The sequence below is a fragment of the Aquirufa sp. Wall-65K1 genome, from assembly GCF_054558475.1.
This window is the reverse complement of sequence record NZ_JBPXKD010000001.1, coordinates 398753-414956: the sequence shown is the minus strand read 5'-3', so window position 1 is coordinate 414956 and position 16204 is coordinate 398753. Positions and strand designations below refer to the sequence as shown.

The window sequence follows — 16204 nt, the reverse complement described above, 5'->3', positions numbered from 1 at the left end:
GCCTACTCTTCTTCAGATTTAAATGAATATAAGGAAGTGTCTAATTGTAATGCATTCGCGTTGAAATCAAGAATAAACTGTTCTATAACTTCATCCGTCAATGCAGGTACATAAAGAGCCGCCTCTAAGCCAATGCCAAAATCAAAATCTTTATCAACTTCTACATATTCACTAACCTTGATTTCATCATTTTCTTCCATTTCTTCGATGATTTCTAAAACCATCATTTCTACTTCTTCATCCAAGGAATCGTTGGCTTGATATGTTTCATCTCTATTTTCAATAGGGACATACAAAGGGAAATGCTGGATGGCTTCTCTTTCTGCCGCTTCATACAATAAGCTAGAATAATGTAATTGAAGCGTACATAAGATGGCATCATAGATAACCTCCTTTTGCTCAAAATGGCCCACAAATTGTATGTGGACCATTTCTCTATCATTGCTTACCGGAAGATCTTCGTCTTCGATCAAAACAAAAGTACGTTGTTCAGAAGCACAAAGCTCTTTCAAACGTTTGATTTCCTCGGGAGAAAATCCGGGATTGCTAATTTGTGTCATAAGGTGACAAACTATTTAATCATTAATAATTCTCTGTACTTTGGCAATGGCCACTCATCGTCGTCAATGATTAACTCTAGTTTATCCACTGCATAGCGAATCTCTTCGAAATAACCTTTGACCTTGGAGCCATACAAGAACGCTCTTTCTTCGATATTTTCCACATTATTTGCCTCTTTTCTTGCCTCTGTCATATCATTTTGTAACAAAACGATTTTGGAAGTGTACTCCGAGATTTTCTTGATCATTTCGACCGTTGGTGCATAATATTGAGGATCTATACCAATTTCCTTTTGTCCTTTCACGTTTTCTACCAATTGTGTTTGGTATTTCAATGAAGTAGAAACAATGTGGTTAATCGCCATATCACCTAATACACGTGATTCAATCTGGATTTTCTTGATATAGTTCTCTAATTCGATTTCATAACGAGCATGCATTTCCTCCTTAGAATAAATACCATATTTCGTGAATAATTCGATTGATTCAGGGCGAGTATATACTAATAATGCCTCAGGTGTGGTTTTCATGTTGGATAAACCTCTCTTTTCTGCTTCTGCTACCCATTCATCCGAATAACCATTTCCTTCGAAACGGATTTTCTTGGATTCTTTAGCATAACGCTTCAATACATTCATGATCGCCAACTCTTTCTTTACTCCTTTTTCTAATACAGCGTCTACCTCTTTGCGGAATAAGATTAATTGATTTGCAACAATCGTATTCAAAATGGTCATTGGAGCTGCTGAATTAGCAGAAGAACCAACTGCACGGAATTCAAATTTGTTTCCAGTGAAAGCAAATGGTGAAGTTCTGTTACGGTCTGTGTTATCTAAAATCAAGGAAGGGATTTTGTTGATACCCAATTTTAGGTATACGTTATCTCCTTTTTCTAATTGGAATTCCTCGATATCCTTCATGTTTTCTAGGTCATCCAAAACATTGTTCATGGTAGAACCTAAGAATACAGAAACAATCGCTGGAGGGGCTTCATTCGCTCCTAAACGATGCTCATTTCCTGAAGAAGCAATGGAGGCACGTAGTAAATCAGCATTGTCATGTACCGCCTTCACTACGTTTACGAAGAAGGTTAAGAAACGTAGGTTTTCTTTTGGTTTAGATGATGGTCCTAATAAATTAACACCTGTATCTGTTCCTAAAGCCCAGTTATTGTGTTTACCTGATCCATTGATACCAGCAAATGGTTTCTCATGGAATAATACTTTCAATTTATGTTTTACAGCTACTTTCGACATTAAGTCCATCAAAAGTGCATTGTGATCACATGCTAAGTTAGCCTCTTCAAAGGTCGGGGCAACTTCAAATTGTGCAGGAGCTACTTCGTTGTGACGAGTACGAACTGGCATACCTAATTTCAAGGCTTCAATTTCAAAATCAACCATAAAAGCATTCACACGAGTTGGAATCGATCCAAAATAGTGATCTTCTAATTGTTGACCTTTTGCAGGAGCGTGTCCGAAAACCGTTCTTCCAGCCATCATTAAATCTGGACGAGCATTGTAAAGTGCTTCGTCAACTAAGAAATATTCTTGTTCGATACCAACAGTAGGAACTACTTTAGTGACATCACGGTTGAAATATTCTTTCACAACTGCTGTAGCTGCTTTATCAATTAGTTCAATCGATTTCAATAATGGAGTTTTGTAGTCCAATGCTTCACCAGTATAAGATACAAATACCGATGGAATACATAAGGTAGCTGTTCCAGCAGCATTTTCCATGATAAATGCTGGCGAAGATGGATCCCATCCTGTATAACCACGTGCCTCAAACGTTGAACGAATTCCTCCATTTGGGAATGAAGAAGCATCGGGCTCTTGTTGAACTAAAGCTGAACCTTTGAATTTTTCTACCGCCTTTCCTGTGCTTAAATCAATATCAAAAAATGAATCGTGTTTCTCAGCTGTAGTTCCTGTCAATGGTTGAAACCAGTGAGTATAGTGAGTCGCACCTTTTGAGATAGCCCAGGATTTCATAGCTGCTGCAACCTCATCAGCCGCATCACGATCTATTTTGGAACCTGTGTTAATGGCCGTCGTAATCTTTAAGTATGCTTCAGGTGATAATAATGAGCGCATTACCTCATCATTAAATGTCATATTGCCGTAATAATCACTGACTTTTTCAGTAGGGATTTTCACAACTGCAGTAGCTCTACTTTGAGCTAATTCAAGCGCTTTGAATCTAGTTATTGCCATGGTTTGAATTTGGTTATCAAGAACGTAAAAATAGGATTTTTGCGTGTTACTTGAAACAAATTTAATCTCTTTTTCGTGTATATCTTGTTAATTCATATTATTGTCATGTTTTTTATTTTCAGGATTACATGTGATAAAATTGTATAATTTTTATTTCAAAAAATTGTTTTTCTTAAAAACAGGTTTATTTTTGCATTGTATTTGGTACAAAAAATGAATTTTTAATAAAAACACGTTTAAAATCATGGCAAAATCTAAACTTGAATACATTTGGTTAGACGGTTACAAACCTACTCAGAGTTTGCGTTCTAAAACTAAGATTGAAAATAACTTCAGTGGTAAACTAGAAGACTGCGATATGTGGTGCTTTGATGGCTCATCTACCGAGCAAGCTCCAGGTGGTTCTTCTGACTGTCTATTAAAGCCTGTGTTCATTTGTCCAGATCCTGCTAGAAAAAGTGCTTATTTAGTTATGTGCGAAGTATTGAATTCTGATGGTTCAGCACATGAAAGTAATGGTCGTGCTACTATTGAGGACGATGATAACGATTTTTGGTTTGGTTTTGAGCAAGAGTATTTCTTGTGGGATCCAGAAACCAACAAACCTTTGGGTTTCCCGTCTAACGGATATCCAGCACCTCAAGGACCATACTATTGTTCAGTGGGTGCTAAGAATGCCTATGGACGTGATATCGTAGAGGAGCATTTAGACATTTGTTTAGAAGCTGGCTTAAATGTAGAAGGTATTAATGCTGAGGTGGCTGCTGGACAGTGGGAATTTCAAATTTTCGCTAAAGGTGCCAAAGAAGCGGGAGATCAAATTTGGGTAGCTCGTTATTTATTAGAAAGATTAGGTGAGAAATATGGTGTTGCTATCAACTGGCACTGTAAACCACTTGGCGAACTAGATTGGAATGGTTCAGGTATGCACGCTAACTTCTCCAATACTGCATTGCGTACTTGTGGTGAGAAAGGAACTTATGATGCCATTTGTTCTGCCTTTGCTCCTGTGGTAAAAGAGCATATTGAAGTTTATGGTGCTGATAACCACTTGCGTTTAACAGGTAAGCATGAGACTCAATCCATTCACCAATTCTCTTATGGCGTTTCTGACCGTGGTGCTTCTATCCGTATCCCCATTGCTACAGTAGAAAAAGGATGGAAAGGTTGGTTAGAAGATCGTCGTCCAAATTCAGCGGCAGATCCATACAAAGTAGCTTCAAGAATTATCAAAACTGTAAAATCAGCTAAGTATTAATAAAGAGCTGTATAATTCTATAATTGCATGAAAATGGCGGATTTATCCGCCATTTTTGTTTTAAATTTGCAGCTTATTATTTTGCATGAAGAAGTTAGCTTTTTATACCTTAGGTTGTAAATTAAATTTCGCCGAGTCTTCTACCATTGCTCGCTCATTAGAGCCTATGGGATTTGAACGGGTAGAATTCCAGCAATCTCCCGACCTATTTGTTATCAATACATGTAGCGTAACAGACCAGGCCGATAAAAAATGCAAGAAAGTAGTCAAAGAGGCAAAAAAGATTAATCCGGATTCAATTGTGGTTATTTTGGGCTGTTATGCTCAATTAAAACCTGACGAAATTGTGCAAATTCCAGGGGTTGATTTAGTCTTGGGAGCCAATGAAAAATTTCAATTGGCGGAAATTATTTCTCCTTATTTCTCCTCAGAAAAGAAAAGTACTTTACCCAAAGTGATCGCTTCAGAAATTCGATATGATTTAGATTACCATGCTTCCTATTCGGTAAATGACCGTACTCGAACTTTTTTGAAAGTTCAGGATGGTTGTGATTACCCTTGCTCCTATTGTACTATTCCTTTGGCGCGTGGTCAAAGTAGATCAAGTAGCATAGAAAATGTGTTAGGCTTGGTGAAAGATATTGCCGATAAAGGTGTCAAGGAAGTTGTTTTAACTGGAGTTAATATTGGTGATTTTGGAATTCAGCAAGGTAAGCGAGTAGCCTCTTTTTTTGAATTAGTAAAAGCTTTGGATCAACAAAACGATATGCGTCGTTTTAGAATTTCTTCTATTGAACCTAATTTATTGCATAGTGATTTATTGCATTTTTTAGCTGTATCACAACATTTTGTAGCTCATTTTCATGTGCCATTGCAATCAGGTTCTAATGCTGTTTTGCGTTTAATGAAGCGTAGATACCAACGAGAACTGTATGCTGATCGAGTTCGAGAAATCAAATCACTCATGCCTCATGCTTGCATCGGAGTTGATGTGATCGTTGGCCATCCGGGTGAAACGGAAGAAATGTTTTTAGATACCTATCATTTTCTGAATGAATTAGATATTTCTTATTTGCATGTATTTACCTATTCGGAAAGGGCCAATACCTATGCGGTGGACATTCACCCTAAAGTTGATGTTAAGGTAAAGGCAGAGCGTTCAAAAATGTTACACATATTATCCGACAAAAAGCGTCGTGCTTTTTATGAAACCCAATTGGGTCTACAAGGAAAAGTGCTTTTTGAAGAAGCAAATTCGGACGGATATATGGAAGGTTTTTCAGAGAATTATGTTCGCGTTAGGGTGCCTTATGACCCTTTGCAAATCAATACTATTCAGCCAGTTCGCTACAAATCCATCGATGAGGAGGGAAACATGCGCGCAGAAATCTTAATTGAGCAATTCGTTTAATTTTTAAAACAAAAAAGCCGGAAACTAGGAGTTTCCGACTTTTTGATTGAAACAAAACCACAAGAACCATTACTTGCGGCTTTGTCTGTATGTTAGACTATTCCGAGATTGACTCGTCGTGCTGCGAAATGTCTAAACCTAATCTTTCTTCTTCCTCATTAACACGTAATGGAATAATCTTGTCCGTTACAATTAATAGGATATAAGATACACCGAATGCAAAAGCAGAAACGATTGCAAGAGCTAAAATATGTTTTACGAATAAATCTGTTTCACCGTAGAATAAACCGTTTCCTGCTACAGCTGAGTTAACAGCGCTTGTTGCAAAAATACCTGTCATTAACATACCCATCATTCCACCTACACCATGGCAAGGGAATACATCAAGTGTGTCATCTAAATTCGATGATGCTCTCCAGTGTGCAATGATGTTAGATACTAAAGCAGCAATAACCCCGATGAAAATGGCAATGGGTAAGGTGACAAATCCAGCAGCTGGAGTAATAGCAACCAAGCCAACTACAGCACCAATACAGAAACCCAAAGCTGATACTTTTTTACCGCGAGTTACATCAAATAAAATCCAAGATAAACCTGCAGAAGCAGCAGCAATGTGCGTAGTAGCAAAAGCGGTTACCGATAAGGAGTTTGCCCCTAAAGCAGAACCGGCATTAAATCCAAACCATCCGAACCAAAGTAAGGCAGTTCCTAATAAAACGTAAGGAATGTTAGCTGGAGGCAAAATGTTAGATTCGATGTGGGACTTTCTACGACGTAAGTAAAGAGCACCTGCTAATGCAGCCCAACCTGCGGACATGTGTACTACAGTTCCACCAGCAAAATCCAATACACCTAAATTGAATAAGAATCCATCAGGATGCCAAGTCCAATGAGCTAATGGTGAATATACACAGATGCAGAAAAGCACCATGAATAATACATAAGCTTTGAAGTTAATTCTTTCTGCTAATGCTCCTGAAATCAAGGCAGGTGTGATAACTGCGAATTTCATTTGGAAAAAGGCAAAAAGAGCAAAAGGAATAGTGAATTTTATTTGGTCAGCAGATCCTAAAGATAATTTGTGGTCAAACACGTTGTTGAACATAAAAAAGGTAGTTGGGTCACCAATCCAGCCGCCAATGGAATCACCAAAAGCTAAACTGAATCCAAAAATTACCCAAATGACGCTGATTACACCCATGGCAATGAAGGATTGCAACATGGTAGAAATTACATTTTTATGATTTACCATTCCTCCATAGAAATAAGCTAATCCAGGAGTCATTAGAAGAACTAAACCAGAAGCAACTATCAGCCAGGCTGTGTCACCCGTGTCAATTCCCTCAGTAGGAATAGAGCCCGGAAGATCTGTAAACAATGCAAGTACCGCAACGGCAAGTAATACAAGAAGCGGAATCCAAGTTGGTTTTTGTGTTGTCATGTCCGTAAGTTTTAGTTAAATTAAAATTTGTATATAAAGACTGTTCCAAATGTGGCTTGTGATTTTTGTGCCTTTCCATCACCATCGATGAATTGTGCTGTTTTGTAGGCGTCTGTTCTTAATTCAGGTTTGATTAAAAGGTGTCCCTCAGCAGTAGTGAAAGTAGCTGTTAATGTAAATGAACTTACATCTGTACCTACAGTCTCACCTGCGGCATTGATTCCACGTAAAGCTCTAGCCCCACTAGTATTATCAAATACTTCGTAACGACCGCCTAAGCTGAAGTGATCGGTGAATGCATAGTTAGAGTAAAGTGCAATACCACCCCATGTTTTGCTGTCGCCTACGCTACCACCACCTTGGAAATCTCCTGTTTGAGAACCGTAAGCAGCATTTAAACCAATTAAATATTTAGGGCTAATTTGGTACGATGTGGTTAAGTCTAATAGATTGTAACTACCTGAATCGTCTTTTCCACTTGCTAAAGGAGCTGATTCGTTGGATGTGATACCGTTGATGTATACATTCCAACCATCTTTAGGAGCGAAAAAGAATTGGCCTATTAATCCTTTAGAAGAGTTATTGTCATTTAAATTGTCTACGTTATTCACTATACCCAACATCAAGGCTGATTTAGAAGAGAAGGCATAGTTGGCTTTTGCTCCTATATGGTAAAATGGACCATTGTTGAATAAGTTAGATAAGGAATAATTGTAATTCACTGGAGCGTCAATGACCTCGTATCCAATGTGTGTTCCGAATTGTCCCACAGTAAAGGTCCATTTGTCGCTAGGCTTCCAGTTAAAATATGCTTGTTTGATAGCCAATGCTGTAGAAGCCTTTCCTGCTCCTAATGGCCCAACTACGTTTCCGTATTGACCAAGATCCGCATTGGGACCGAAAGTTAAATCAACCACTACATCAGATGTTTTAGTCGAGTAGCCAAATTTGGTTTGTACTAAACCTAAGGAGAATTGACCTGATTTTTGATCAAATGCTCTTTCGTATCCGGAGGTACCTAAATTACTGCGATTAGTCGGATTGTTAAAATTTAACATATAGTACGAATCGATGTAACCCGAAAATGTAAATTTTGAACTCTCAGCTTCTTTTTCTTGGGAAAATCCCAAAAAGCTAATTCCTGACAATAAGAGGGTAAAGATTGATTTTTTCATATTCTTTAAATTTTAATGGGAAAATAAATGCTTGACTACGGGACAAATATTGTTTGAAAAAAAATACAAAACAAGAGTTATTGATAAAAATTAAACCTAAAAATGATAAAAAGTTAAAAATATTACAATTTTAGGTTAAAAATTAAACCTAAAATATGAATAATTACAAAAAATGATAAAAATGAGATTAAAACAGAAACCTGTTTTTATAAAAATCGCAAAATTAGATTCTGTAATCTTAGAATAATATAAATTGCGAATGGGGATACTTGAAATTGCCGTTTGGATTAAACTGAGGGCAAAAAAAAAGACCCGCACTAGGCAGGTCTTTTCATTTATGCATATTGGTGTTAATTATTCCGCATGTAACCAGGCTTTTTTAGCCAATAAGGTTTCTTTATCTTCCACGTGATCTGGATCTGGAACGCAGCAATCAACTGGGCAAACAGCCGCACATTGAGGTTCTTCATGAAATCCTGTACATTCGGTACATTTATCTGGTACGATATAATAAAATTCTTCTGACACAGGCTCAACTGGTGCCTTAGCATCCATGGAAGAGCCATCTCCTAATTCTACTTCTGTTAAGGAGGTTCCTCCAGCCCATGTCCATTCTACACCACCTTCATAAATTGCTGTATTGGGACATTCTGGTTCGCAAGCCCCACAGTTTATACACTCATCAGTAATAATAATAGCCATAATCTTTTGTTTAAGACCTTAGTTGTCCTTTTTGAAAGAAATTTGTGCAATTTACATCCAAAATTTTGAATACTATATATTTTTAAAAGACTATTGCAAAATTTTTAGAACTTTGCATTCCATTTGCTTGCTAAGAACCATTTCATTTATGAGAAAAGCGTCATTTTTACAGCTCATTGCCTTTTTGGCTGACTATTTTACAAAGTCATCTAACAAGGAAAAAATAGAACTATTTATAGATAGAGCAAAAAATGAGAATCCTTGGTTTTCTGAGCACCTCATCCGAGAAGCTATGGAAGCGGTTCAGAAGCAATTTTTTGATGTGAAATCTTGGGAATTATTTTTTGAAGAGCACCCTCTTCAAGTTTCTAATCCGAAAAAAGTTGGTTTGATTTTAGCTGGAAATCTGCCTGCCGTAGGAATACATGATGTTTTGATGACTTTAGCTAGTGGAAATGAGGCTTGTGTCAAATTAAGTTCTCAGGATAAATCCATCATGCTGCTCTATATACAAGCCATAAAAGAATTTACTATTGATGTTCCCATACAATTAATTGATCGACTTCAAGGCATGGATGCGGTGATTGCCACGGGAAGCGACTTTTCTGGTTCTTATTTTGCGCATTATTTTGCTACCGTACCCCATATAATTCGGAAAAATCGGACCTCCATCGCTATCATAGACGGAACAGAAAGCCAAGAGGATTTTCATGAATTAGCCAAGGATGTATTTTCTTATTACGGCCTAGGTTGTAGAAATGTATCTACCATTGCTTTACCTGCGCTTTATAACCCAACTCTGCTCTTTGACGTATTAACTCAATATCACTGGGTTTTGGATCACACCAAATATTCCAATAATTACCAATACCATAAAACCTTATTCCTATTAAATCAGATTCCTCATTTTGATTTAGGAAACTTATTAATTCAAGAAAGTGAGGATTTAGTCTCTCCCGTTGGTGTTGTATACCTAAAAAGATATCATTCCAAAGAGGAATTACAAACTTGGATTCAAGCCTCAGAAGAGAAAATCCAATGTATCGTAGGATCTGAATCTTCTTACACCCATCCCATAGCTTTTGGAAAAAGTCAGCAACCTGGTTTAAGTGATTTTGCGGACGGAATTGATACTTATGCCTTCCTTATTAGTTTGTCATAAATGACGTATTTCAGGAAATAAGCTCCTAAAGTACCCACTAATGCTCCTGTTAATACATCCAAAGGATAATGTGCTCCAAGGTAAATTCTACTATAAGATACTAGTATAGCCCATACCAAAAGTAGGTTTCTGGCTGTTTTGTTCTGTGTCAATAAGTAAAATCCAATGGCTAAAGCAAAAGAATTGGCTGCATGTGACGAGCAAAATCCATAAAGACCTCCACAGCCATCCGGTAGGTGTATCCAAGACCTAAATACCTCTTCATGGCAGGGTCTTAATCTTTGAAAATTAGGTTTTAATATACTGGAAGAAACTTGGTCAGCCCAAACGATACACAGTATCAAATAAGTAAGTGAAAGTAAAAAAATACCTTTCTTTTGTTGATATAGCGTGTAAATCAAATAGAGGTACAAGGGAATCCAAATCCAACGGTTGGAGAATAGTACCATAATTTCATCTAAACCAGGCGCATGTGCTTGGTTGATCCATTGAAATACAATACTATCCCATTGTGGCCACATGACTAAAACTGAAAGATTTCACGTACTCGTTGGATAGTTGCTTCGGCGATGGGTTTTACTCTAGCCTCCCCTTCTTCTAATTTGGCCTCAATCTCCATTGGATTGGCCATGTAATAGTCGAACTTTTCTCTAGCCTCTTTGAAATATACCAGCATGGCCTCAAATAAGGCTTGTTTGGCATGTCCGTATCCATAACCACCACGCAAATAATTCGCTTTCATCTCAGCCACTTGCTCTGGCGTGGCGATTAATTGATACAATTTAAAGGTGATGTCCTCATCTGGATTTTTCGGATCTTCCAATGGAGTGGTATCCGTAACAATCTTTTTGATTTGTTTTAATAAATCCTTCTCTGGCAAAAAGACATCAATGTAATTATTAAGCGATTTGCTCATTTTTTGCCCATCAATGCCCGGGATGGTCATGACATGCTCCGATATTTCGGCTTCAGGTATGACAAAAATATTAACAGGAGAATAATTTTGTAATTTATATTTTGAAATAAATTGAAATTTATCCTCTTCATTATAATATTTGTAATCATAGCCATCTTTTAGATGATTTAATAAAGAATTTTCAATGCTACGTGTCTGGTTATATATTGTGTCTAGCTTTTCGAAATCTAAACTACCAGAAATTTTATTGTTGGATAAAAATTTATTGTTTTCGGTAGAAATAAGTTTTTTTAATTCAAAAATTTCTGATAAAATAATATTTGAAAATATTTTGTTGTTATCAATACATAGTTCAAAATTAAAATTAAAATGATTATTTAATTTGTTAATCCTAAAATTGACTTGATCTATACGATTAATAATTTCATTTGAGTTTCCATTCTCATTTTTTAAATTATTGTAAAACAATCGATTGATCACCCCTGCCATATCCCTCGTCATTTCAATATGCTGTCTTTGATCTTTTCCAACCGGAATTAATTCTGCATCATACAACAAGATATCAGCTGCTTGTAAAACGGGATAGGTAAATAGTCCTGCATTGACATCGGCCAATTTATTGGATTTGTCTTTAAAACTATGGGCATTGGCTAACATCGGGAAAGGCGTCACGCAACTTAAATACCATAATAATTCGGTATGAAATGGCGCTAGTTTCGACTGGCGATAAAAATAGGTATGTTGGGTATCTAGACCACAAGCTAGCCAAGCGGCAGCAATGGATAAGGTATTGGCACGGATGGTAGCCCCGTCTTTTAAACTTGTTAATGTGTGTAAATCCGCTATAAAAAGAAATGATTCATTGCCAGATTTCTTAGAAAGTTCAACAGCTGGAAGAATGGCTCCTAGGATATTTCCTAAGTGTGGTCGACCAGAAGATTGAATGCCCGTCAGAATGCGCATGCTTTAAAATTTATTGTTTTACAAAAATCAAGAAAATAGCGCGAAACTCCCAAAGTTTAAGGGTAAGTATTGACTTATTTATTTAAATTCGTTTATAAATTTTGTTTCAAATGCCCATGTCCATTCCTTCCTCTCTATTAAGCTTTTTATCTGATTTAAAAAATAACAATACGAGAGAATGGTTTGCAGAAAATAAGGAAAGATTCCTGGAGCAGAAGTTGGCATTTGATCAATTTACCATTCAATTGATTTCCATGTTTGCTGAGTTTGAAAACATGGATGGTGTAGAATTAAAGCATTGCTCCTACCGTATTTATCGGGATGTTCGGTTTTCTAAAGATAAGGCTCCTTATAAAACCTGGTTTTCAGCCAGTTTCTCAGAAGGTGGTCGTAAGTCGGGTTTAATGGACTATTATGTCCACATTGAGCCAGGAGGAAAATCGTTTTTGGGTGGAGGAATGTATGATCCTACTCCGGAACAATTGGCTTTATTTCGACAAGAGATCGATTATAATGCTAAGCATTTAAAAGGAATCATTCAGTCACCTACTTTTTTACAGGTATTTGGTGAACCGGTTGGTGACTCCTTAAAAAAAATGCCTAAAGGTTATGAGGTAGATCATCCCGAAATTGAATTGTTAAAAAAGAAACAATTATTTTTTTGGCGAAAATACAGTGATTCAGAGCTCACAAATCCCCTATTTGCCGATATGCTTATCAAGGATGCACAGGTCCTAAAACCTTATTTAGATTTCTTGAATGCCATTTTTTTTGATAAAGAACCCTTTTCTATTAACTAATTTATGCAGTTTTCGCATTTGCACAATCACTCTCAGTTTTCTCTTTTGGATGGTGCGTCCAAGATATCTTCCATGTTTAAAAAAGCTAAGGCTGACAATATGCCAGCGGTGGCTATTACTGACCATGGTAATATGTTTGGGGTATTCCAATTTGTAGCTGAAGCAGGAAAGCACGGAGTGAAACCCATTGTAGGATGTGAGTTTTATTTAGTGACGGATCGGCATAAACAAAGTTTTACGAAGGAACAAAAAGATAAAAGGTACCATCAACTCTTTCTAGCCAAAAATCCAGAGGGATACCAAAATTTGGTTAAGTTATGTTCCTTGGGATTCATGGAAGGAATGTATTCCAAATACCCTAGGATAGACAAAGAGTTAGTGTTGAAATACCATAAAGGTTTGATTGCCACGACTTGTTGTCTAGGAGCTAGTGTTCCTCAGGCTATCTTACGCTCCGGTGAAGAAGAGGCTGAAAAGGAATTTAAATGGTGGTTGGATTTATTTGGAGAGGATTATTACATTGAGGTTCAGAACCATCATATTCCAGAACAGCAAACGGTAAATGAGGTATTATTACGTTTTGCCAAAAAATATAATGTTAAAGTTATAGCCTCGAATGATAGCCATTATTTGGATCAAAAGGATGCCAATGCCCACGATATTTTATTGTGCATTAATACAGGAGAAAAGCAGTCTACTCCTACTTACAAGGATATAGAAGGCGATTTTGACATGAAGGGAAAGCGTTTTGCTTTTTATAATGATCAATTTTATTTCAAGACTACGGAAGAAATGACCCAATTATGGTCGCATATTCCTGAGGCCATTGATAATACCAATGAGATTGTTGGTAAGGTGGAAACCTTGGAATTGAAAAAGGATGTATTATTACCCAACTTCCAAATTCCGAGCACTTTTTTAAGTCAGGATGATTTCTTGGAACATTTGACCATGGAAGGCGCTAAAAAGCGCTATGTGGACATCAATCAGGAAATTGAGGAAAGACTTCGTTTTGAATTGCATACCATCAGAACCATGGGTTTTGCTGGTTATTTCTTGATTGTAGCCGATTTCATCAATGCCGGGAAAGATTTAGGCGTTTATGTTGGTCCAGGTCGTGGCTCTGCTGCAGGTTCCGTAGTGGCCTATTGTTTGGGAATTACCAATATTGACCCCATAAAGTATAATCTGCTTTTTGAGCGTTTCTTGAATCCAGATCGTAAATCATTACCCGATATTGATACGGACTTTGATGATGAAGGTCGACAAAAGGTGATTGATTATGTGGTTGAAAAATATGGTCGTAATCAAGTAGCACATATAGCTACCTATGGAACCATGGCTGCCAAAATGTCCATCAAAGACGTGGCTCGGGTTCTGGATTTACCTTTATCAGAATCCAATGCCTTGGCCAAACTAGTACCGGATAAGCCTAAAATATCCCTTGAACGTGTCATCAATGCACCATTGACTGGAGATGGCAGTTTGGCCGACAAAGAAAATTTGTCGAGTGAGGAATTGGAACAGGTGAAGCAATTGAGGCAAATAAAGGCTGATGGAGGATTGGCCTCAAGAGTTATAGAAAATGCTTTGGTCTTGGAGGGGTCGGTTAGAGGTACAGGTATTCATGCTGCGGGTATCATCATTGCTCCCAATGATTTGACGGACATTCTTCCTGTTGCTACCTCCAAAGACGTGAGTTTATTGATTACTCAATTTGATGGATCGGTGATTGAGAACGCAGGTGTAATTAAAATGGATTTTTTGGGCTTAAAAACCTTGTCTATTTTAAAAGAAGCCATACGATTAATCAAGCAAAATCATGGCATTACGATTGATTTAGATTCACTTCCATTGGATGATATTAAGACCTTTGAATTATATCAAAGGGCCGAAACCAATGGAACCTTCCAGTTTGAATCTCCTGGGATGCAAAAGCACCTGAAAGATTTAAAGCCCGATCAGTTTTCAGATTTGATTGCTATGAATGCCTTGTTTAGACCTGGTCCCATGGTCTATATTCCTAATTACATTGCTAGAAAACACGGTAGAGAAAAAATTGAATACGATTTGCCAGAAATGGAGGAGTATTTAAGTGATACCTACGGAATTACCGTATATCAAGAGCAAGTAATGCTTCTATCTCAGAAACTAGCCAATTTTACCAAAGGAGATGCCGATGTATTGAGAAAGGCCATGGGTAAAAAAGATAAGGCTACCATCGACAAAATGAAAGGTAAATTCATGGAGGGTGGTCAAACGAATAGCCATCCAGCTGATCGATTGGAAAAAATTTGGACCGACTGGGAAGCATTTGCTCAATACGCCTTTAATAAATCGCACTCAACTTGCTATGGATTAGTGGCTTATCAAACGGGGTATTTGAAAGCCAACTACCCTTCTGAGTTCATGGCAGCGGTACTTTCTAACTCTTTGGGAAATATTGAGAAGATTACCTTCTTTATGGATGAATGTAAACGCATGGGTATTCCTTTATTGGTACCTGATGTAAATGAATCAGAGAGGGTATTTGCTGTCAACAAAAAAGGCCATATTCGTTTTGGATTAGGAGCGATCAAGGGTGTTGGTGAGGCAGCCGTAGATGCCATTGTGGAGGAAAGAGCCAAAAATGGAGAATACACGGATATTTTTGATTTTGTTTCGCGAATCAATGTTCGCCAAGTCAATAAAAAGAGTTTAGAATCTTTAGCTTTGGCTGGTGCCTTTGATTGTTTTACGGAAATTCCTCGTTCTCATTATTTCCACGTAGATCAGGAAAATACCACATTCATAGAAAAGATTGTTCGGTATGCATCTCGAATGGCTGAATTGAAAGCTAGTGCTACCCAGTCCCTATTTGGTGAATTGGGAGCAGGAACCGGAAATGATATCGCCAAACCTAGGCTTCCCACCGCTGAACCATGGTCGGTTATGGAGCAATTGAAAAATGAAAAGGAAGTTGTAGGCGTTTATATTTCTGGTCACCCGCTGGATGAATACCGCATAGAAATCAATAATTTTTGTAATTCAAGTGTATCGCAATTGGAACTTAAAGGAGGCAATGTTCAATCAATGGCTGGAATAGTTACCAAAATGAATGTGAGAACTTCAGGGAATGGAAATCAGTTTATGATTTTTAGCTTGGAGGATTTTTCGGGAACTACGGAGTTCGCATTATTTGCCAAGGATTATATTGAATTTGAACGCTTTATCGGCCTGGATCGATTGTTATTTATTCAAGGAGTTTATAAAAATAAAAACTCTTATTCGGATCAAAAAGCCTTTAAAATTCAATCCATTGAGCTATTGTCAGAAATTTTATCTTCGCGGACCAAGGAAATGAAACTTTCTTTGAACTTACATAGTTTAAACAAAACTTCATTGGAACAGTTATTGGAGACTTTGGAAAGACATAAAGGAAACAAAAAGTTAGTGATTGAGGTTTACGATGAAGAAGAACGATTGCAACTAGATTTTATGTCGAGAAAAATGCAATTAAATATTGAAAAGTCCTTAATGGATGAATTGGCAGAAATAGACAATATTACGGTGAAATTGATATCTTAATTAGCCTGTTTTTCCAATAAAAATAATAAA

Annotated in this window: 12 protein-coding genes and 1 pseudogene; 5 read left to right on the top strand and 8 right to left on the bottom strand. The window is 37.2% G+C overall.

Annotation, left to right across the window (positions count from 1 at the left end; all coding sequences use genetic code 11):
- Nucleotides 1-2: 2 nt before the first annotated feature.
- Together ACST15_RS01855 and ACST15_RS01850 are read right to left on the bottom strand one after the other, a co-directional pair.
- A complete protein-coding gene (locus tag ACST15_RS01855) occupies nt 3-560 on the bottom strand; it encodes a hypothetical protein (protein WP_459452947.1) in 558 nt (185 codons plus the stop codon).
- A gap of 11 nt (nt 561-571) precedes the next feature.
- Nucleotides 572-2779, bottom strand: coding sequence for a glutamine synthetase III family protein (locus tag ACST15_RS01850; protein WP_459452946.1), 2208 nt, complete (start codon nt 2777-2779; stop codon nt 572-574).
- Between the two features lie 244 nt (nt 2780-3023).
- Between ACST15_RS01850 and ACST15_RS01845 the strand changes: the two genes are divergently transcribed.
- Both ACST15_RS01845 and mtaB read left to right on the top strand, forming a co-directional pair.
- Entirely contained in the window at nt 3024-4037 is a 1014-nt protein-coding gene (locus ACST15_RS01845) for a glutamine synthetase beta-grasp domain-containing protein (RefSeq protein ID WP_459452945.1), read from the top strand.
- An 85-nt stretch (nt 4038-4122) separates the two neighbouring features.
- Nucleotides 4123-5448, top strand: a complete 1326-nt coding sequence (mtaB, locus tag ACST15_RS01840) for a tRNA (N(6)-L-threonylcarbamoyladenosine(37)-C(2))-methylthiotransferase MtaB (RefSeq protein WP_459452944.1) — start codon at nt 4123-4125, stop codon at nt 5446-5448.
- A 97-nt stretch (nt 5449-5545) separates the two neighbouring features.
- Here mtaB and ACST15_RS01835 read toward each other — a convergent pair whose 3' ends face one another.
- The 3 genes from ACST15_RS01835 to ACST15_RS01825 form a co-directional block, all read right to left on the bottom strand.
- Nucleotides 5546-6889, bottom strand: a complete 1344-nt coding sequence (locus ACST15_RS01835; RefSeq protein ID WP_459452943.1) for an ammonium transporter — start codon at nt 6887-6889, stop codon at nt 5546-5548.
- A gap of 20 nt (nt 6890-6909) precedes the next feature.
- Nucleotides 6910-8064: a porin gene (locus ACST15_RS01830; RefSeq protein WP_459452942.1), complete on the bottom strand. Its 1155-nt coding sequence runs from the start codon at nt 8062-8064 to the stop codon at nt 6910-6912.
- Between the two features lie 354 nt (nt 8065-8418).
- Nucleotides 8419-8766, bottom strand: coding sequence for a 4Fe-4S dicluster domain-containing protein (locus tag ACST15_RS01825; RefSeq protein WP_459452941.1), 348 nt, complete (start codon nt 8764-8766; stop codon nt 8419-8421).
- Between the two features lie 148 nt (nt 8767-8914).
- On the opposite strand from ACST15_RS01825, the gene ACST15_RS01820 reads away from it, so the two are divergent.
- Nucleotides 8915-9928 (top strand): acyl-CoA reductase, encoded by a 1014-nt coding sequence (locus tag ACST15_RS01820; protein ID WP_459452940.1) that lies wholly within the window; start codon nt 8915-8917, stop codon nt 9926-9928.
- Here ACST15_RS01820 and ACST15_RS01815 read toward each other — a convergent pair.
- The 3 genes and pseudogenes from ACST15_RS01815 to trpS form a co-directional block, all read right to left on the bottom strand.
- Nucleotides 9901-10449, bottom strand: a complete 549-nt coding sequence (locus ACST15_RS01815; RefSeq protein ID WP_459452939.1) for a phosphatase PAP2 family protein — start codon at nt 10447-10449, stop codon at nt 9901-9903. The genes ACST15_RS01820 and ACST15_RS01815 overlap by 28 nt on opposite strands.
- A 2-nt stretch (nt 10450-10451) precedes the next feature.
- Nucleotides 10452-11333, bottom strand: coding sequence for a tryptophan--tRNA ligase (locus ACST15_RS01810; protein WP_459453234.1), 882 nt, complete (start codon nt 11331-11333; stop codon nt 10452-10454).
- Nucleotides 11310-11807: pseudogene (gene trpS, locus ACST15_RS01805) on the bottom strand (tryptophan--tRNA ligase); the annotation flags it as partial. The pseudogene trpS and the gene ACST15_RS01810, both read right to left, overlap by 24 nt.
- 116 nt (nt 11808-11923) lie before the next feature.
- Here trpS and ACST15_RS01800 point away from each other — a divergent pair.
- Both ACST15_RS01800 and dnaE read left to right on the top strand, forming a co-directional pair.
- Complete coding sequence (locus tag ACST15_RS01800; RefSeq protein WP_459452938.1) at nt 11924-12607, top strand: DUF2461 domain-containing protein; 684 nt, start codon at nt 11924-11926, stop codon at nt 12605-12607.
- A gap of 3 nt (nt 12608-12610) precedes the next feature.
- Nucleotides 12611-16174, top strand: a complete 3564-nt coding sequence (gene dnaE, locus ACST15_RS01795) for a DNA polymerase III subunit alpha (protein ID WP_459452937.1) — start codon at nt 12611-12613, stop codon at nt 16172-16174.
- The last annotated feature ends 30 nt before the right edge of the window (nt 16175-16204 follow it).